Genomic DNA, 17679 nt, shown 5'->3' on the forward strand with positions numbered 1-17679 from the left:
CGACGACGGTCATCATGCCGGTCGCCATGTAGGCAGGATTTGAACCTGCGACCCCATCGCTCCGAACGGCGGGGTGGCCGGTAAAAGCCCGGATTTCCACCGTTCTTGTCGTCGCTGGGGGCTTCTGTTCACCTTTGTTTCCGACTTCGCAGCTCTAATAAGTAGGTGACCGCGAACGCTGGCTACCGGCACCGCAGAAAAAGCTTAGCGGATAGCGTTACGTGCCATTGGTGCCCGTTAGGCCCACGATTGCCCACGTTCAGGCTAACCCGTGATACGGTATCCGGTGCCAAGCCTTGCTGCATAAGGCTTTGCGCCTCATGTGTGCCCGATGATACCTTTCGCGGTAATTAGCACGGGCGCTCGCGCGTGAGAGAGGCAACCCGGCGGGGGTATCGCGCAGCGGCGTGAAAATCGCGGCTGACGATGTCTCAGCTCCGCAATGCCACATAGATCGCCGGGATGACAAGCACGGTCAGCAGCGTCGACGAGGCAAGCCCGAACAGCAGCGAGATCGCCAGTCCCTGGAAGATTGGATCGGTCAGGATCACCGCTGCGCCGATCATCGCCGCGAGCGCAGTGAGCAGGATCGGCTTGAAGCGGATCGCGCCGGCCTTGAGCAGCACGTGAACGAGTGGCCCGTCTATCCCCCTGGCGTGGCGGATGAAATCCACCAGCAGGATCGAATTGCGCACGATGATGCCGGCAAGCGCGATGAAGCCGATCATCGAAGTTGCCGAGAAGGGTGCCCCGAAGGCCCAGTGGCCAAGCATGATGCCGATGAGTGTGAGCGGAATCGGGGTCAGGATGACCAGCGGCAGCTTGAACGATCCGAACTGCGCGACGACCAGGATATAGATGGCGAGGATAGCCACCATGAAGGCGGCGCCCATGTCGCGGAACGTCACCCAGGTCACCTCCCACTCGCCGTCCCACAATAGGGTGGGCTTGGATTCGTCGTCCGGCTGGCCGTGCAGTGCGATGGCCGGCTTGGGCACGTTACCCCAGTCCGCCTTGGCAATCGCATCGTCCACAGCGAGCATGCCATAGACCGGCGCCTCGAACGCTCCGGCCAGTTCGCCCATGACCATCTCGGCCGGGCGCCCGTTGTGGCGGAAGATCGGGTAGGAGGCTGGCTCCCGGCTCACCCGCACGACGTCGCCAAGCTCGACAATGTCGCGCGCGCCGGGCAGCGCGTTGGCGGCCACCGGCGTTGCCAGGGCGCGCTGATCGACCACGCGGTTTGTCTTCGACAAAGCGATGCGGATCGGGATCGGCAGGCGCCCGCCGCCTCGGTGCGAGTAGCCGACCGTGGTCCCGCCGTAGAGATCGCGCATCGTGTCGTACACATCCGCCTGGTCGACCTTGTAATATTCCAGGTTGTCCTGGTCGATCGAAAGACGGAGCCGTTCCGGCTGGTTGTGGAAGCTGTCGTCGACGTCGACGATGAACGGGATGCTGAAGAAGGTCTCGCGAACCTTGGCCGCGACGGCGCGACGGGTCTCGGCGTCCGGGCCGTAGATTTCGGCCAGCAGCGTGCCGAGCACCGGCGGTCCCGGCGGCGGCTCGACCACCTTCAGCACAGTGCCGGCCGGCATCGTCATTCCCTTCAAGCGATCGCGCAAGTCGAGCGCAATGGCATGGCTGGCGCGGCTGCGGTCGCCCTTGGGAAGCAGGTTGACGACGATGTCGCCCTGTTCGGGGCTCGATCGCAGGTAGTAATGGCGCACCAGGCCGTTGAAGTTGAAAGGCGCGGAGGCGCCTGCGTAGGTCTGGAACGAAACCGCTTCCGGCACCGAGGCCAGCCGGTTCACGGCTGCCTGCAAGAGCCGGTCGGTGTCCTCGACCGACGAGCCCCTGGGCAGGTCCGCCACGATCTGGAGTTCGGTCTTGTTGTCGAAGGGCAGAAGCTTGACCGTCACGTGCTTGGTGTAGATCAGCGCCATGGACCCAATCGTGGCAATACCCACGACCAAAAGGAAGGTCCACGCCCTGAACCGCGACTTCAAGATCGGCCGCGCCACAGCGACGTAGGCCTGTCCCAGCACGCCGCCATGCGCGCTGCCGGCATGGCCAGGCGCGCCGGCCTGATCCTTGCCGCCGAGCTTCAACATCAGCCATGGTGTCAGCATCACCGCGACGAAGAAAGAGAATAACATCGCGGCCGAGGCATTGGCCGGGATCGGGCTCATATAGGGGCCCATGAGGCCGGAGACGAACAGCATGGGAAGCAGCGCCGCCACCACGGTCAGCGTCGCCACGATGGTGGGATTACCGACCTCGGCGACCGCATCGATGGCCGCCCTCGTGCGCGAACGTCCATCGTCCATTGCCCAGTGGCGTGCGATGTTCTCGATGATCACGATTGCGTCGTCGACGAGAATGCCGATGGAGAAGATCAGCGCGAACAGGCTGACGCGATTCAGCGTGTAGCCCATGACGCGCGATGCAAACATGGTCAGCAGGATCGTCGTGGGTATCACCACGGCCACCACCAGAGCCTCTCGCCAACCGATAGCGACTGCGACCAAGAGAACGATGGAGACGGTCGCCAGGCCGAGATGGAAGAGCAGTTCGTTGGCCTTTTCATTGGCCGTCTCGCCGTAGTTGCGCGTCACGCGCATCTCGACGTCCTTCGGGAAGACCTGGCCGCGCACCTGCTCGAGGCGCTTGACGATCGTATCGGCGATGACGACCGCGTTGGTACCCGGTCGCTTCGCGATCGCCACCGACACGGCCGGCGAGCGCTCGAGACCGGTATCGGACTTGACGATGTTGGTGACGCGGTTCTCAGCCGGCGATGTCGCAAGTACGATGCCGGCGACGTCGCGGATATAGATGGGCCGGCCGTCGCGAGCAGTCAGCAGCAGGTTGCCGATGTCGGACAAAGCCTGCAACGTCTGGCCAGCCACCACCACCCGTTGATTGCCCTCATCGCGAACCGTGCCGATCTGGAAGGAGCGGTTGGCGCCCGCGATTTTGCCCGTCAGCTGCTGCAGCGTGATGCCATACAGCGAGAGCTTTTCCGGATCCGGCTCAACCTGGATCTCTTCCGGCTGCTCCCCGACTATGTAGGTGAGGCCGATATCGGGGAGCTTTGCGACCTCGACCTGCAGTTCATGAGCAAGACGCGTCAGGTCCGCCGAAGAGTACCGCGCCGCCGCCTGCGATGCTGGCGTCAGCGTCACCACCACGATGGCGACGTCATCGATGCCGCGCCCGACGATCAGCGGCTCCGGAATCCCGACGGGGATGCGATCCATGTTGGCACGGACCTTTTCGTGAACACGCAGAATCGCAGCGTCCGAGCTGGTGCCGACCTTGAAGCGGGCAGTCACCAGCGCGCCGTCATCCGTGGTTTGGGAGTAGACATGGTCCACACCGTCTATGCCCTTGATGATCGTCTCCAGCGGCTCGGTCACGAGCTTGACGGCATCCTCGGCCTTTAGGCCGTTAGCGGACACGTGGATGTCGACCATGGGTACGGAGATCTGCGGCTCCTCCTCGCGCGGCAGCGTGATCAGGGCCACAAGCCCAAGCGCCAGCGCGGCCAGCAGGAACAGGGGCGTCAGCGGCGATGCGATGAAGGAACGGGTAAGCCAGCCGGCGATGCCGAGTTTCATGGCAGGACGACCTTGTCGCCATCGGCAATACCACTCAGGATCTCGATGCGCGGCTGGCCGGCGTCCTGGAATTTCCCGCCCAGCACGACCGCAACCTCGAGCGGGCCGTCGGCCGTCACGACCGTGACGTAGTCTATGCCGTGGACGGTCCTGAGTGCCTCAGGCGGAACGCCCAGCATGGTCCGTTTGGCAACCGGTATGGAAACGAGCGTGCGCTCATTGACGAAATAGGTCCCGATATCGAGGACTTCTACGTCGGCAATCACACGACCACTCTCGATCTCGGGGTAGACCTTGGCGATCCGCCCCTCGCTAGCCTTGACGAAGCCGGCATTGGTACCCGTGCCGCGTTCGCCGATGTCGACGCGGGCGCCTTCCGTTATTTCGACGGCGTGCCGTTCCGGCAAGGACAGTCGCAGATAGTATTGGCCCGACGCCACCCGTGCGACGGGTTCGCCCGCCATGATCACCGAGCCGGCGGCCACCGGCACGGTCAGCACCCGGCCATCGGCCGGAGCCAGGATATCGCCTTCCCTGGTGCTTTGCTCGATGACCGCCTTCTCGGCAATCGCAGCCGCCAGCTGGTTGGTGACGACATCGAATTGCGTCTTCGCGGCGTCGACCCGGCTTTGAGCCGCGGCACCTTTGGCGAGCAGGTCCTGCGCGCGCTGCAGATCGGTGCGGGCACTATCGAGTTGCGAATTCAGCGCCGCGATCTTGGCGTCGGCGGATCTGAGCTGCAAGGCCAGCTTGTCGTCGACGACCGTGGCGATCACGTCGCCCTTGCTTACCTGGACGCCCTCCGAGACGCGGACGGACGCGACGGTTCCCGAAATCCTCGCCCTGGCCGGCAGGATCGTGCGGCTCTCCACCTGTCCATACACAGCCTTCATCTCGGTGACGGCCGTGGCCTTGACTGTGAAATCGGCGGCGCGTGCATCGACCGCGACAAGGCCGGCGACGCCGATCAAAACAATGTTCGCGAGGGCCGATCGTATGGTTCTCATTATCCTTGTCTCGTCGATTGAATCGGTCGGGAGGCGACCAAGCCGCCTCCCGGCTAGCGGCCATTGCTCGATGACCTACCGTTACTTGAACGCCACACCCTGCTTGCAGCCGAGCTTCTTGAAGACCATTGCCGCCGGGCAGAAGCCCGTGACCGAGGCCTGCACCATGTTGAGCCCTGCAAAGGCGGTCAGGAGGAACCAGTAGGGCGAATGGTAGATGCCGAGCGCCAGCGATATCAGCACCATGAAGCCCGCGAACATGAGAACTGCCCTGTCTATTGTCATCCTTTTTCTCCCGAAGATGCGCCGGCGTTACTCGGCCGGCTCGATGTGGATGGCCTTGAGTTTCTTGATGCCGAGAACGTCGAGCGCCAGCCCCTCATAGAAGGTCTCGCTCCTTCCTTGCCGCACCTTGTGGAGGAAGTATTTCTCGAACCCGACCTTCGCCGCGTGAACCCACTTGCCCTGTGAGGACCAGTTGACGTTTCGGGGAGGGATCTGCGGCTGCGCGACAAAGGCTATGCCTTCATTGCCGAAATCGGCGAGGCAGACCGCATTCCAGGTCGCGACAGCCCTCGGGTGCTCGCCGCGGAGCAGCGCGCCGATGTTCTCGGCCGTTGCCGTGACCATGGATTCGATCATGAAGCCCGTCTTGGGCACGCCCACGGGAAGCGGGGTCTTGCCGACCGGCGGAATGGCCACACAGACGCCGACCGAGAAGATGTTGGGGTAGGCCCGATTGCGCTGATGCTTGTCGATAGTGACGAAGCCGCGGGGATTGACGAGGCCTTCGATCCCTTTGACAGCGTCGACGCCCCGGAATGCCGGCAGCATCATTGAGAAGGCGAAGGGCAGGTCGTGCTTGGCCTTGGTGGCACCATCCTCGTCGACTTCCTCGACATGCATCACACCGGCGTCGACCGAAGTCACCTTGGCGTTGGTGATCCATTTGATGTGGCGATCGCGCATGGCGCTTTCGAGCAGGCCCTTGGTATCGCCGACCCCGTCAAGGCCGAGATGGCCGATATAAGGCTCCGGCGTCACGAAGGTCATCGGCACGCTGTCGCGTACCTTGGCCTTGCGCAGCGCGGTGTCGAGGATGAAGGCGAATTCGTAAGCCGGACCGTAGCAGGACGCACCCTGGACCGCGCCCACGACGACTGGGCCGGGCTTGCGGACCAATTCGTCGAACCTCGCCCGCGTGGCGACGGCATGGTCGATGTGGCAAATGGATTGAGTATGGCCGCCAGGTCCGAGACCCGGCACTTCGTCGAAGGCAAGATCGGGGCCGGTCGCGATGATCAGATAGTCGTAGTCGACGAAGGAGCCGTCATTGAGCTCGACGCGGTTTTCCTTCGGATGCACCTTCTTCGCGCCCTCGGGGCGCAGCGCGATACCGCGCCGCTTGAAGACATCCTCCAAATCGACAGTGACGTCATTGCGCTCCCGCCAGCCGACGGCGACCCAGGGATTGGAAGGCACGAAGGAATAGGACGTGCCCAGCATGACGACGGTCAATCGGTCGTCTCGGCCAAGCTTGTCGCGCATTTCGTATGCCATGATCGTGCCGCCGAGACCTGCTCCGAGGACGACGACGTGGCACATGATATGCTCCCGTTGGTTCGATCTTTCGCAGCATCATGCGTGGGAAAGTCGCGTTCCGCGTTGATCGGGCTCAATTTCCAAAGGCGAGGTACAATTGTAAGGTGACGTCGTCCGATGAGCCCGAACGGTGAGCTTGAATATAACATTCAAAGATTATAAATTCAAGAATATGAATGTAAGAGATTTGATCCCGGCCTCAGCCAAGGCGGCGGAGCTGCTTCGAAGTCTGTCCCACCCGCAGCGGTTGCTGGTGCTATGCGCCCTCGGCAATGAGGAGCGCTCGGTGGCCGAACTGCGAGAACTTCTCGACATCGACCAGGTGCCGATGTCACAACAGCTTATGCGGCTCAGGGCCGACGGGTTGGTCGAAGCCCGTCGCGAAGGGACGACCGTCTATTACCGCATCACCAGGCCGGAAGTGCTGACTGTTATCGGGGCGCTGCATTCGGCTTTCTGCCCGAGTTAGCTGGACCAATCCTGCTTGTCTAAGCCTCGATCCATCAGAGGCGGAGGTGACGTTTCCGGTCTTGATCAATGTCAAAGCGCTTCGCCCCGATCTGGGATTGCCTGCTTGCATAGCAATGAAATCATCAGGCGTGCGTGCCTGATCCGACTGCGGAGAAACAAATGATCCTGAGCAATGGCACTCTTGTAGCGGTCACGGATGGCGAGAGGCTTCGGCTGTTCCACAACAAAGGCCACGAACCGCATCTCGAACTGGTTGAAGTCGAGGATCCCGTCCTTGAGATAGCTCGCGCTGGGTCCGGTGGCAGGCATCGCAGCTCTACTGCCAACCCGGATGAGTCGCGGTTGCGTGAAGACGACTTTGCCGCATCGATTGCGAGCTATCTCAACCATCAAGCTCGCGAGGAAGCGTGCGAGAACATCCTGGTGATCGCCGATCCGCGCACGCTTGGCGAAATGCGCAGGCACTACCAGCCGTCATTGAATGCGAAGCTGCTGGGCGAGATCGGCAAGGACTTCGTCAAGCATTCGGCGGAGGCGATCAAGTTCGCCGTTTCGATCGCCTGAGGATCGGCACGCTGCGGTCCTTGAGCCGACTAGAGCCTGAACACGGTTTCGGTCCAGGGCAAATTGATGCAGCGCCTCAGCCTTGAACGAGGCAGCGATTTCCCGATCGTTACCCGAAGTTCGATCCCTCATCATCGAATGGTGGTGCGGGAGGCGCGCCCAACCGACCCGGGGAACTCTTCGGACGCCCAGCTCACAGAAGCGAGAAATGCGAACCCAAGAAGACGAGGAATTGGCCGGTGATCAGAGGAACTCTTAAGACGGGACCGTCCTCCCCACTGTCCTGGACCGGTTGCCCGCGCACGCACGGGTGCGCCTTCAGGACATCCCTCCAGATGGTTGGGAAGTCCGATCCCTTGCTCCTTTCGGCGTTGCACGCATCAACAAGCCTCGCGACCGCGTTTCTCATCAAGTGAAGATACCCTAAGTGTCTGGTTGCAAAGCATATGCCCGAATATGCGGGGGAAAATTTGATCTTGATCAATGCATCGAAAAGAACCGCTGACAGTCGGATCAACCCGCGGCGTCAACCTATGATATCAAGAAGCGCATCGAGAATGCGCTGAAGCGCAATGCGGAGCTCGAGGCGGAGGAGATCAAGGTCAACGTCCTCGGTAATGGTGCGGCGAGACTCGAAGGCCGGTGCACGCCTTGTCGGAACGTAAGGCCGCCGAGCGTGCCTACCCGCCGAAGAAAGACCAGCGAGTTCCCCCTGGGAGGCAAGGCGACAGCGGCTCCGCGCCCTGTCACCTTTACCATTTTGCTACTCAGAGCGGGCATCAGCTCGACATCAGTCGATTGAGCCAGAACTCGTTGAGCAGCGAACGGGTGACACCGCCGACCACCCATTCTCTCAAACGACTATGTCCGTAGGCGCCCGATACGATCAATTCGGCATTGATCGAGGCGAGGAAATCAAGGAGGCGGTTGGCCTGATCATCGTCCGTCTTGATGACTTCGGTACGCGCCTTGATACCGTGGCCGGCGAGGAAGCTCGCCACGTCCTTGACGCTGTCCTTGATCCAATCATCCGGATTGCGATCGACCGCGACGATGGTGACGTCATTGGCCAGGGTCATCAGTGGCACAGCGTCTGCCACGGCGCGCCTCGCTTCGCGCGTGTCTTTCCAGGCGATGACGACCTTGCCGGCTGGAAGGCTTGCGGCGCCATGGGCCGCAACCAGCACCGGCCTGCCGGCACGCAACACCAGACTGCCCGGATCGGCGGTGCGGTAGGAGTCGCCCTTGGATGCGCCCTGTGAGGCGCTGGTGACGATGAGGTCGGCGAGACGGGAACTTCTGACCAGCGCATGATCCGGGTTCTCGATCGCGCCGCGCCAATCCGTCTTGACCGCTCCGGCGACGAGACTCTCGAATTCGCCTCGGACGCTTCCAAGCCTTTGCCGAATTTCATCCCTCGACTGCTCCCAGAGCTCGGCCGCGATGGCCGCGCCCTCGGGCGCCATCGTTACCGGCAACGGCGCATCAGCAGCGCAGAAGCCGATCAGACGCGCGTCAAAACGTTTGGCAAGATCGATGGCAATCCGCGTCAGCGGTTCGATCGGACCGTCGATGCCAAGGTTCAAAAGAATGGATCTGTAGGTCATCGGAAGCGCCTTCGATTTGAATGTTTCGATGCGCTAAAAAACTACCGCGCGGATAGGACTTCACCTTGATGCGGATCAAAATGCGCCTCGCGAGCCATCAGGGTATAAGGGATTCGAAATGGATCACTTCGCCGTCCACAACGAAGGCACCGTTCCCGATGTGGTGGATCGTCTTCGGTTTTGGCTGTGCCGGATCGATCCAGGCTTTCAGAACCTCCAGGACGAACAGATTGTATCTGTCGACCAGGCGCGTATCGACAACGCGGCATTCGAGATTGGCGAAACATTCGGCCACCAGCGGCGCCGACACCTGCTCAGCGCGCAACGGTGTCAGCCAAGCTGTCGCGAACTTATCCGTATCGCGACCAGGGCAGTTGCCGACTTTGACGACCCTCTCTGCAAGTTCAACGGCAGGAAGTGCGATTACGCACTCCTTTGTCTGACGCAAAGGGAAGAACGAAAAGTCGTTGCTCGACACAACGCAGGCGATCGTCGGTGGCGCAATTTCCACCATCATGTGCCAAGACATGGCCATTACGTTCGCGCGACCTTGCCTGGATCTGGTCGTCAGCAGAACGACCGGACCTGGTTCGATCAGCCGATACACTTCGGCAAGCGGCAGGTCCTTCATCCTCGTCCCTCGATACGCACCCGCAGCATTTGTTCTCGTCGACTTGTTACGGCCAATGTCCCCCTTCGCCTTGATCCGGGTCAAAGCTGCGATGCGGGGTCGTCGAGGAAAGGGCGTTGATCGAAGCGACATGGCAACCGACACCGGTTGATCACGATCAATGCCGGATTGAACGGGTCCTGCGAGTGTTTTGTCGGTACTAACGAAGGATTTCATCCGTGACCGCTGAAGACATCCTCTTGTGGGGGGCGGTGCTCTCCCTCGCCTCCATGGCTGGAGCCGCGCTCTATCTGGAGCTGCCTTCTTCCAAAAGAGGCAAGCGAGCGCCCGCAAGCTTTGGCTTTGGGCGCAGCTCATGGTCTTCGCAAGCCGAAAACAAGACATTGAAGCGAGGAGCAAAAGGAAAGACATCATGATCTGGAATGCAGAAGAGCTCCGCGCGCCGGAGCTGCTCCCTTTCGCCAAATCCGGACAGAAGTTCATGCGCGCCAGCGCCGCTCTGCAGGCGCATTCGATGCGCGCGCTGCTGCGCTACCAGATCGAAGGTGCGTCGTTCCTCAAACGGCGGTTTGAGGATGATCTGAAGCTCCTCGATAGGCTGACGGGTGGCGACGAATTCGTCGATGCCTTCGGCGTGTTCGTGAATTTTGTTCAGAACGCCACTTCCGACTACGCGAACGAGGTTGGCAAGTTCGCTTCCATCGGCGCCAAGCTTGCTTCGGAAACAGCCGAGCGAGTTCGGAAAGAGGTGGAAACGACGATCAACGACATGGCTGCGGCTACCCTGCCTGCCTGAGAACGCGCGGAGAGCGGGCCAGAAGTTGTCTTCACTGCCTTCGCGAACGTCACCGGGACAGCCACATCCATCGGCCAGTCAAAGTCCGTGCAGGAGGCGACCTGAAGCCCATTTGCTTGGCGCTCGACGCATCTCGCTAGGTACGGCGCGGCATTTGAGCCAAGTCAAGGCTCGACATTCCTTCGTGCGGTATTCGGTGGGCATGAAACGTCGAAAAGCATTCAGAATCGTGGCATTTGCCGTCGCCGCTGTCGTCTTCGCATTTCCGGGTCGGGCGGGCGATAACTCGCAAATTGCATACGGCAAGAGGCTCGTGGAAACGAACTGCGCACGCTGCCATGCGGTTGGCACGGCCGGACCAAGCACCCATCCCGACGCGCCGCCCTTTAGATTGTTGCACTTGCGCTATCCGCTCGAAGACCTGCAAGAAGCGCTCGCCGAGGGGATTTCCACCGGTCACCCGGACATGCCCGAGTTCGTGGCCACCCCCGATCAGATTGAGGCCATCATCGCCTACATCGGGAGCCTCGATCGATGATGGGGACTGTTCAGACCGGCATTCATGCTGTCCCGTCAACGGCTGGCGCTTCCCGAAGCTTGCCGGCCATCAATTTGCAGGTTGCAGGCAGGCTGCGTGACTATGCTGATCTACTCGTGCAGCAGGGCGAGGGCAGGTTTCGTGCCAAGGCTTTTCGGTGGGCCGCCGTTGTGATCGCGACGTTCGATCAGATACTTTTGCAGGACGGCCGTGAGGGATTGATCGCGCTTCCCGCCGTTGGAATGGGTATCGCCGGCGCGATCGCGGAAATGGTCAGCACCGGGCGCTGGTCGCAATTGGATCGTTTGCGAGGAGAACTGGCGCCCGAGGTCCTGTTCCGGAGCACCCCCGGCATCGGCGCGAGGCTGGCTCGCCGCCTTGCCGCCGAAGGCCAGATCGAGCGTCTGGAAGAGCTCGAGCATGCCGTTCGTTTCGGCAAGCTGCATGTGAAAGGCCTCGGGCCGAGGCGCATGCGAATGATAGCTGCGGCCATCGCGGAAGGCCTCGGCGTGCCGACACTCCCCCGGCGAACCATACCCGCTCGCCCACCAGTCTCGCAGCTTTTGCAGGTCGACCGGATCTACCGTGAGCGCGCGAGTGCGGGCCAGTTGCGCAAGATAGCGCCGAAGCGTTTCAATCCCGCCGGCGATGCCTGGTTACCCATCCTGCATGCCCGCCACGGTGACTGCATTTCACCGCTATGTTCTCAAACAGCCAGCTCGCGCACCGGCTTCATAAGACGTCCGACTGGGTCGTCATCTACTATCACAAGGACGGCGTGCCTGGTCTCGAGCGGGTCATGGCTCGGTAAACGCATCATCCGTGGAAGAGAAAGCGCCGAAGACGAAGAGGAGATATCGAATGAAACGCGGAATCGGCAGTGAAGATGCCGAGACGCCTGAGCTGACAGTTCCCGTCCGGAAAGTCTGCTTCATAATCGCCAAGGCACATGAATTCGACGTCAAGGTTGCCGCTGGCGAGTCGGACACGGGATCCAATCCGACGGACGATAATGAGATTGCCGTGCTTGAGGACCATGACGACGACTCCGTGCGTGAAGAGCTAGGGTCACTGATCTCGGAGCTCTCCATAGACGAGCAGATCGACCTCGTGGCGTTGATGTGGCTCGGCAGGGACGACGGCCAGGCCGGTGATTGGGAAGAGGTTCGCCAGCAGGCCACCTACGCCCATAACAAGCACACAGCCGGCTACCTCTGCGGCAACCCGCTCCTGGGTGAACACCTTGAGGCGGGTCTTGATGCAATTGGCCTGTCTTGTGGCGACTAGAGAGCGTGTCGCCGACCGGTCCGTTGACATTGATCAAGGTCCTTCCGACGAACCGCCCTTAAGCGTTGTGGCGACCCAGTCAGGGCAGGCCAAGTGGTACTCGTGGAACACATATCGGACAGTACAAGAACGGCTTCGCGGGGTGGGTATCGTCATGATCAAGAGAGGCGATATCGTCCGCATCAACTTCTTTGGCGAGCCTGGAAGACACTGCGTTCTACTGTCCAAGCCTTCAAAAAGGCTCTGCAAAAGGGTTGGAGATGGCTGGTCGGGCGAACCCTGGCGCGTCGTCGACTAAATGATATCAACGATATCGACCCTTCTCCAGCGACCTTGATGCATATCAAAGCGGGTGCCCATGGACCGTGCTGATCTACCTGCTCCTGATGGAGTTTGGATATGATCTACACGACAATACTGGTCCAGCTCGACATCGACGCACCAGCCACGCCGCGCCTGATTTTCGCGCAGGAGATCGCGAGGAAATTCGAGGCGGATCTTATCGCACTAACGGCGGGCGAGGCCTCCATGTTGATGTCGCCGAGCGAATCCCCGCTGGCCGCGGCGGCGATTTTGCGACAGCTGGAAGATCGCATGAAGGAGCTCAAAGAGGAGTTCCTAGCGGTCGTCGGCAACAATGAGCGTGCGTCATGGCGTGCTGAACTTGACGATCCCACGCGCGCTGTTGCCCTGCACGCACGCGCAGCCGATCTGGTGATCACCGGGCCGCCCCCTGCAGCTTCTGCCGGCGACTTCCACAGGACAATTGATCCGGGTGCATTGATCCTTTCCGCTGGAAGGCCCGTTCTGTTAGCCGCGGATGATCTTAGCGCCCTAAAGAGCGAGAAAGTCATGGTCGCCTGGAAAGACTGCCGTGAATCGCGGCGCGCTGTGATCGATGCGATGCCCTTCTTGCGCAATGCCAAGGAGGTGACTGTTTTCAATACGGCCGAGCAGGGGACGCTCGCTGCCCGAGATGGCGCGGCCGATGTTGTGCGCTTCCTGATGAAACACGGAGTTAAGGCCCAGTCCCAGTTGATGGAGAGCGACGAATTGTCAGCGGGCGACTCGATCACAGTCGTCGCAGATCAAATCGGGGCCGACCTGATCGTGGCCGGTGGTTACGGCCACAGCCGGTTCCGAGAATGGGCGTTCGGGGGCGCGACTCGAACCCTGCTCAGGTCGGGCTCGTTCCATAGGCTGCTGTCGAACTGAACAGCCACAGCCGTCGGGTCCGCCGGCCACCTAGACGTAATATCAAGGGGACAAGCCCATGCAGCTCTCGGCATCCCTGTTCTTGACTAGACATGAGCTGAAAGCGCAGCCAGCCCTGATGGGCGAGGCCGCCGCCAGGGAGGGACGCTACTTCGATCTCTGCCTGGTAGGCTGGACGGCGAACCACGAGACCGCCCGGATGACCGCCGAGGAGGTGGTGTTCAGCTCTGGCCGGCCGACGATGATCCTTCCGGGTGAGAAGGACGTCGGCACGATTGGCCATGTCGTCATCGCCTGGGACGGCAGCCGGGTGGCTGCAAGGGCGGTGGCCGACGCCAAACCGTTCCTGGAACCGGCGTCGGCAGTATCGATCGTTACCGTAACGGACGAGAAGGTGTTGCCGCGCCAGGATATCGGTGAACGCCTTGCACATGGGCTTGGGGCGCGCGGCTTGCGGGCGAAGGCCGAGTCAATTCACACCGGCAAGAATGAAATCGGCATCGCTCTTCAGGAGCACGCCGTGAAGATAGGCGGCAATCTTCTCGTCATGGGCGGATGGGGCCATTCTCGCCTTCGGGACTTTGTGCTTGGCGGGGCAACAGAGGGCATCCTATCGGACCTGCGCCTGCCGGTGTTGATGTCTCACTAGGCGCGTTCTCACAGCGCAACGCGTTTCGTGACCGCCTGGTGCTAAGAATGCCGTATTCGCGGACATTGGTTGACGGCAGCTTGTTTCAGGCTTGAAAGCCAAGTGAAATCTGAAATGCGCTAGTCGTCATCATTAAAGGGGTAGAAGTGGACCGCCTTTAACGTGACCGGAACGTCATAGCCTTCGATGAGCACCATGGCCCACTGATCTCCCTGATCATCTTGCCAGGTGTCGGTAACGCGACATCTTACGGCCACATCCATGCCGACCTTGATCTTGTCTGTTCGCTTTGCCATTCTGAACTCCCGTTTTCCGCACGCAAGCCGGCCCTTTAGTTTCCCGCTCCCAGCGTTATTTGCTGCCTACATGGTCATTTCCGGTTCCAGTGAGCGCTCCTTTGCCGGCTCCGGAATATCGGTCATGGTCGCTTCCGTCAGGAGCAGGACGCTGGCGACGGAGACGGCGTTCTCCAGCGCGACGCGCACGACCTTGGTCGGGTCGATGATGCCGGCCTCGACGAGGTCGACATATTCCTTGCGGCCGGCGTCGAAGCCGAAATTTCCCTTGCCTTCGGTCATCTTGGCGACGACCACCCCGCCGTCGACAGCCGAATTCTCGGCGATCTGGCGCACAGGCATTTCGAGCGCGCGCTTGAGGATCTGGACGCCGGTTCGCTCGTCGCCTTCGCAACGCGCCTCTTCATCCGTGACCACACCGATGCAGCGCAGCAAAGCCAGTCCGCCGCCGGGCACTATGCCCTCCGCGACAGCGGCCTTGGTGGCGCTGATGGCGTCGTCGAGCGCTTCCTTCTTCGATTTCATCTCGGCCTCGGTGGGGGCGCCGACCTTAATGACGGCCACCCCGCCGGCGAGCTTGGCCAGCCGCTCCTGCAGCTTCTCCCGGTCATAGTCGCTTGTGGTGTCGCTGATCTCGCGGCGGATCTGTTCGACGCGCCCTTTGATGGCCTTCTGGTCGCCGCTGCCGCCGATGATCGTGGTGTTGTCCTTGTCGACCACTACGCGCTTCGCGCGCCCCAACTGTGCCATCGTGACGTTCTCGAGCTTGAGGCCGATGTCCTCGGAAATGACCTGCCCGCCCGTCAGGATGGCAATATCCTGCAGCATGGCCTTACGACGGTCGCCGAAACCCGGCGCCTTCACGGCGCAATTCTTGAACGTGCCGCGGATCTGATTGACGATCAGCGTTGCAAGCGCCTCGCCCTCCACATCCTCCGCAATCACCAGCAGAGGCGAACCCGATTTCGCTACGGCTTCGAGCAGCTTGATGAGATCATTGAGCGAAGCGATCTTCTTCTCCACGATCAGCACGAGTGCGTCTTCCAGCACCGCTTCCATCTTCTCGGGGTCGGTCACGAAATAGGGGGAGAGGAAGCCACGGTCGAACTGCATTCCCTCGACCACGTCGAGGACCGTTTCGGTGGTCTTCGATTCCTCGACCGTGATGACGCCTTCGCCGCCGACCTTCTCCATGGCTTCGCCGATCAGTTCGCCGATGAGCGGATCATTGTGCGCGGAGATAGTCGCCACCTGTTCCTTCTCGCGCCTGGTCGAGACTGGCCGCGATATTTGCTTGAGCGTTTCGATTGCCCGCTTCGTCGCACGGTCGAGACCGCGCTTGATGTCGATTGCGCTCGCACCGGCAACCACGTTGCGTACGCCGTCTGCAAACATGGCATGGGCGAGTATGGTCGACGTGCTCGTTCCATCGCCAACCATATCGCCTGTTTTCTCGGCCGCCTGTCTCAACATGCGCGCGCCGAGGTTCTCTTCCGGATCCTTCAGGTCGAACTCCTTGGCGATAGTCACGCCGTCGTTGCAGACAATTGGTGCGCCCCATTTCTTTTCGATCAGAACCGACTTCGAGCGCGGACCGAGCGTCACCCGCACGGCATCTGCAAGCTGGGTGGCGCCGCGAAGGATCTTTTCGCGCGCTGCTGAGCGGAACAATACCTGTTTGTGAGCCATAGTCGTCTCCCAGACTGCCAGACCCATCTACATAGGCGCGTTGCCGCCGACCGGCTTTGATGCGCATCAATCGCTATTCCGGGCCGGGTTGACTGATGTGCTCTCACATCAGGAGATGGCCATGCAGACGAACGAGACGCCGCATTACGATGCCAGCGTGAACACGACTGGCTGCTGTCCCAAATTCAATCCTGGCGGCTGGGACGATCAGGAACTACACTTCCGCAACAAGCCATTCGTGAGAGCGACGACCCGCAGCGTCATGCATGTCCCCGTAAACATGGGCGGCGTGTTCGCCAGAGTTAACCAGCACATCGACGCTGCCGGCGCTTCGGCCGGCGGCCAGTTCGTTCTCAGCCGCGACTCTCTCCCCTTGGGCAAGCGAACATCTTTTTTCACTCTCCAAAGCCGTTCCCGAGGAAGAAATGATCACACTGAGCGGCGACTTTCTGACGGAGGTGTTCGAAGGCCCGTATAGCGAGGTAAGGCAGTGGTACGAGGAGATGCGGCAGATCGCGCGCGATCGAAAATCAGAGCCGCGCGACCTCTCTTCTTCTATACGACGTGCCCGAAATGCGCCAAAGCCTACGGAACTATGTCGTTGGTGTCACGGCCGTAGCTTCGCAGGTCACGGCGCGGAGCCGTCACTCAAGGCATTGAGAAAAGGTAACTTACTTCCAAGTGATGGAGACGGAGTCGAGCGCACTGCTTGGAGGAGCATTCGCAATGAATCGAGTTGGCGGTTTCCTGCTGATCATGCTCATCGCGGTAGCGATCACGGCCGGTATGGCTTTCTTGCTTTACAGGGACGAGCTTGGCCGTCTGCGCGATACCGTCAGCCGTGGCAGTCTAGTCGCCAAGCTTGACATCGGCCAGATCGAATACGCCGACAAGGGCGCCGGCGTTCCGCTGCTATCGATCCACGGCGCCGGCGGCGGCTTTGACCAAGGCCTTGCCCTTGCTGCTGATCTTCTGGGCGGGGGCTTTCGGGTCGTCGCGCCTTCGCGCTTCGGCTATCTGCGGACGCCCGTTCCGAAAGACGCCTCTCCAGCCGCGCAGGGCGACGCGCACGCGGCGCTGCTTTCTAGATTGAATGTTCCCAAAGCGGTGGTTATCGGTGTTTCGGCCGGCGCCCGTTCTGCCGTCGAGCTGACACTTCGGCACCCGGACAAGGTCGCTGTTCTCATTCTGGTCGTCCCAGCCCTTTATTCGCCGACCAGTCCGGTCTCGATCGACGTCGGTCGCGGCAACAAGTTCGCATTCTGGGCCGTCAATGCTGGCGGCGATTTCGCCTGGTGGGTCGCCGAGAATATCGCACCGTCGGTACTCATTCGCTTCCTCGGCGTCCGGCCGGCACTGGTGGCGGCTGCGCCCCAGGCCGAGAGGGACCGCGTCATGAGCTTCGTCAGGAGCGTTGAACCGCTGTCGCTGCGCTTCCCTGGAATCAACATCGACAGCGCCCCTGAGTTACACGAGCTGCCGCTGGAAGAAATCACTGCACCGACAATAATCATCTCCGCGCGCGACGATCTGTTTAACACGCTGCCGGCAGCCGAATTCACAGCGGGAAAGATTCCCGGTGCAAAGCTGGTCGTCCACGACACCGGTGGACATCTTTTGGTTGGACGGGTGCAGGAGGTCCGCAAAGCGATCCGCGCGTTTTTGGGTGGCGTGGGCCTGACCCTATCAGGACAGTGAACAATC

The 17679-nt window shown here is 61.1% G+C and carries 19 protein-coding genes and 1 pseudogene; 12 read left to right on the forward strand and 8 right to left on the reverse strand.

All coding sequences use genetic code 11. From position 1 onward, the window contains the following. Window positions 1-431: 431 nt before the first annotated feature. The 4 genes from AU465_RS14495 to AU465_RS14510 form a co-directional block, all read right to left on the reverse strand. Window positions 432-3623, reverse strand: a complete 3192-nt coding sequence (locus AU465_RS14495; protein WP_192248487.1) for an efflux RND transporter permease subunit — start codon at window positions 3621-3623, stop codon at window positions 432-434. Further along, window positions 3620-4630 carry an efflux RND transporter periplasmic adaptor subunit gene (locus AU465_RS14500; protein WP_192248490.1) on the reverse strand — a complete coding sequence of 337 codons (1011 nt, stop codon included), beginning with the start codon at window positions 4628-4630 and terminating at the stop codon, window positions 3620-3622. Before AU465_RS14500 ends, AU465_RS14495 begins: the two co-directional genes overlap by 4 nt. An 81-nt stretch (window positions 4631-4711) precedes the next feature. Next, window positions 4712-4915: a YgaP family membrane protein gene (locus tag AU465_RS14505; protein WP_192248493.1), complete on the reverse strand. Its 204-nt coding sequence runs from the start codon at window positions 4913-4915 to the stop codon at window positions 4712-4714. 27 nt (window positions 4916-4942) lie between these two features. Further along, window positions 4943-6235 carry an NAD(P)/FAD-dependent oxidoreductase gene (locus AU465_RS14510; RefSeq protein WP_192248496.1) on the reverse strand — a complete coding sequence of 431 codons (1293 nt, stop codon included), beginning with the start codon at window positions 6233-6235 and terminating at the stop codon, window positions 4943-4945. 169 nt (window positions 6236-6404) lie between these two features. On the opposite strand from AU465_RS14510, the gene AU465_RS14515 reads away from it, so the two are divergent. Together AU465_RS14515 and AU465_RS14520 are read left to right on the forward strand one after the other, a co-directional pair. Next, window positions 6405-6701 (forward strand): ArsR/SmtB family transcription factor, encoded by a 297-nt coding sequence (locus AU465_RS14515; protein ID WP_192249154.1) that lies wholly within the window; start codon window positions 6405-6407, stop codon window positions 6699-6701. Window positions 6702-6835: 134 nt separating this feature from the next. Next, on the forward strand, window positions 6836-7267 hold the full coding sequence (locus AU465_RS14520; RefSeq protein WP_312891253.1) for a baeRF12 domain-containing protein: 432 nt from the start codon (window positions 6836-6838) through the stop codon (window positions 7265-7267). 779 nt (window positions 7268-8046) lie between these two features. Here AU465_RS14520 and AU465_RS14525 read toward each other — a convergent pair. Next, window positions 8047-8874 (reverse strand): universal stress protein, encoded by an 828-nt coding sequence (locus tag AU465_RS14525; RefSeq protein WP_192248499.1) that lies wholly within the window; start codon window positions 8872-8874, stop codon window positions 8047-8049. 97 nt (window positions 8875-8971) lie between these two features. Beyond that, window positions 8972-9505 carry a flavin reductase family protein gene (locus tag AU465_RS14530; protein WP_192248502.1) on the reverse strand — a complete coding sequence of 178 codons (534 nt, stop codon included), beginning with the start codon at window positions 9503-9505 and terminating at the stop codon, window positions 8972-8974. A 218-nt stretch (window positions 9506-9723) separates the two neighbouring features. On the opposite strand from AU465_RS14530, the gene AU465_RS14535 reads away from it, so the two are divergent. The 7 genes from AU465_RS14535 (at window position 9724) to AU465_RS14565 (ending at window position 13990) form a co-directional block, all read left to right on the forward strand. Continuing rightward, window positions 9724-9921, forward strand: coding sequence for a hypothetical protein (locus AU465_RS14535; RefSeq protein WP_192248504.1), 198 nt, complete (start codon window positions 9724-9726; stop codon window positions 9919-9921). Beyond that, window positions 9918-10301 (forward strand): phasin family protein, encoded by a 384-nt coding sequence (locus tag AU465_RS14540; protein WP_192248507.1) that lies wholly within the window; start codon window positions 9918-9920, stop codon window positions 10299-10301. The genes AU465_RS14535 and AU465_RS14540 overlap by 4 nt, the downstream gene beginning before the upstream one ends. Window positions 10302-10455: 154 nt before the next feature. Then, a complete protein-coding gene (locus tag AU465_RS14545) occupies window positions 10456-10839 on the forward strand; it encodes a c-type cytochrome (RefSeq protein WP_246506095.1) in 384 nt (127 codons plus the stop codon). Beyond that, window positions 10836-11723, forward strand: coding sequence for a nucleotidyltransferase family protein (locus AU465_RS14550; RefSeq protein ID WP_210325104.1), 888 nt, complete (start codon window positions 10836-10838; stop codon window positions 11721-11723). Before AU465_RS14545 ends, AU465_RS14550 begins: the two co-directional genes overlap by 4 nt. Further along, window positions 11701-12126: a DUF3775 domain-containing protein gene (locus AU465_RS14555; protein WP_192248510.1), complete on the forward strand. Its 426-nt coding sequence runs from the start codon at window positions 11701-11703 to the stop codon at window positions 12124-12126. Before AU465_RS14550 ends, AU465_RS14555 begins: the two co-directional genes overlap by 23 nt. Before the next feature lie 399 nt (window positions 12127-12525). After that, window positions 12526-13341 carry a universal stress protein gene (locus AU465_RS14560; protein WP_192248513.1) on the forward strand — a complete coding sequence of 272 codons (816 nt, stop codon included), beginning with the start codon at window positions 12526-12528 and terminating at the stop codon, window positions 13339-13341. A gap of 58 nt (window positions 13342-13399) precedes the next feature. Then, entirely contained in the window at window positions 13400-13990 is a 591-nt protein-coding gene (locus tag AU465_RS14565; RefSeq protein WP_192248516.1) for a universal stress protein, read from the forward strand. Between the two features lie 119 nt (window positions 13991-14109). On the opposite strand, the gene AU465_RS14570 is transcribed toward AU465_RS14565, so the two are convergent. Both AU465_RS14570 and groL read right to left on the reverse strand, forming a co-directional pair. Then, window positions 14110-14286: a hypothetical protein gene (locus tag AU465_RS14570; RefSeq protein ID WP_192248520.1), complete on the reverse strand. Its 177-nt coding sequence runs from the start codon at window positions 14284-14286 to the stop codon at window positions 14110-14112. Between the two features lie 66 nt (window positions 14287-14352). Next, a complete protein-coding gene (gene groL / locus AU465_RS14575; protein ID WP_192248523.1) occupies window positions 14353-15975 on the reverse strand; it encodes a chaperonin GroEL in 1623 nt (540 codons plus the stop codon). A gap of 121 nt (window positions 15976-16096) precedes the next feature. Between groL and AU465_RS14580 the strand changes: the two genes are divergently transcribed. The 3 genes and pseudogenes from AU465_RS14580 to AU465_RS14585 all read left to right on the forward strand — a co-directional run bounded on the left by AU465_RS14580 (window position 16097) and on the right by AU465_RS14585 (window position 17673). Then, window positions 16097-16453, forward strand: coding sequence for a hydrolase (locus AU465_RS14580; RefSeq protein WP_210325105.1), 357 nt, complete (start codon window positions 16097-16099; stop codon window positions 16451-16453). Beyond that, a pseudogene (locus AU465_RS37810) lies at window positions 16395-16594 on the forward strand (hydrolase); the annotation flags it as partial. The gene AU465_RS14580 and the pseudogene AU465_RS37810, both read left to right, overlap by 59 nt. A gap of 107 nt (window positions 16595-16701) precedes the next feature. Further along, on the forward strand, window positions 16702-17673 hold the full coding sequence (locus tag AU465_RS14585; RefSeq protein ID WP_192248527.1) for an alpha/beta fold hydrolase: 972 nt from the start codon (window positions 16702-16704) through the stop codon (window positions 17671-17673). Window positions 17674-17679: the final 6 nt, after the last annotated feature.

This window comes from Mesorhizobium silamurunense, assembly GCF_014843905.1.
Classification (GTDB): domain Bacteria; phylum Pseudomonadota; class Alphaproteobacteria; order Rhizobiales; family Rhizobiaceae; genus Mesorhizobium; species Mesorhizobium silamurunense.

What these genes read in the sequence shown, in the direction of transcription:
- AU465_RS14560 (WP_192248513.1), top strand. Translation starts at nt 12,526, where the DNA reads ATGATCTACACGACAATACTGGTCCAGCTCGACATCGACGCACCAGCC.
- AU465_RS14530 (WP_192248502.1), bottom strand. Translation starts at nt 9,505, where the DNA reads ATGAAGGACCTGCCGCTTGCCGAAGTGTATCGGCTGATCGAACCAGGT.
- AU465_RS14580 (WP_210325105.1), top strand. Translation starts at nt 16,097, where the DNA reads ATGCAGACGAACGAGACGCCGCATTACGATGCCAGCGTGAACACGACT.
- AU465_RS14565 (WP_192248516.1), top strand. Translation starts at nt 13,400, where the DNA reads ATGCAGCTCTCGGCATCCCTGTTCTTGACTAGACATGAGCTGAAAGCG.
- AU465_RS14505 (WP_192248493.1), bottom strand. Translation starts at nt 4,915, where the DNA reads ATGACAATAGACAGGGCAGTTCTCATGTTCGCGGGCTTCATGGTGCTG.
- AU465_RS14570 (WP_192248520.1), bottom strand. Translation starts at nt 14,286, where the DNA reads ATGGCAAAGCGAACAGACAAGATCAAGGTCGGCATGGATGTGGCCGTA.
- AU465_RS14585 (WP_192248527.1), top strand. Translation starts at nt 16,702, where the DNA reads ATGAATCGAGTTGGCGGTTTCCTGCTGATCATGCTCATCGCGGTAGCG.
- AU465_RS14550 (WP_210325104.1), top strand. Translation starts at nt 10,836, where the DNA reads ATGATGGGGACTGTTCAGACCGGCATTCATGCTGTCCCGTCAACGGCT.
- AU465_RS14500 (WP_192248490.1), bottom strand. Translation starts at nt 4,630, where the DNA reads ATGAGAACCATACGATCGGCCCTCGCGAACATTGTTTTGATCGGCGTC.
- AU465_RS14540 (WP_192248507.1), top strand. Translation starts at nt 9,918, where the DNA reads ATGATCTGGAATGCAGAAGAGCTCCGCGCGCCGGAGCTGCTCCCTTTC.
- groL (WP_192248523.1), bottom strand. Translation starts at nt 15,975, where the DNA reads ATGGCTCACAAACAGGTATTGTTCCGCTCAGCAGCGCGCGAAAAGATC.
- AU465_RS14510 (WP_192248496.1), bottom strand. Translation starts at nt 6,235, where the DNA reads ATGTGCCACGTCGTCGTCCTCGGAGCAGGTCTCGGCGGCACGATCATG.
- AU465_RS14525 (WP_192248499.1), bottom strand. Translation starts at nt 8,874, where the DNA reads ATGACCTACAGATCCATTCTTTTGAACCTTGGCATCGACGGTCCGATC.
- AU465_RS14555 (WP_192248510.1), top strand. Translation starts at nt 11,701, where the DNA reads ATGAAACGCGGAATCGGCAGTGAAGATGCCGAGACGCCTGAGCTGACA.
- AU465_RS14495 (WP_192248487.1), bottom strand. Translation starts at nt 3,623, where the DNA reads ATGAAACTCGGCATCGCCGGCTGGCTTACCCGTTCCTTCATCGCATCG.
- AU465_RS14515 (WP_192249154.1), top strand. Translation starts at nt 6,405, where the DNA reads ATGAATGTAAGAGATTTGATCCCGGCCTCAGCCAAGGCGGCGGAGCTG.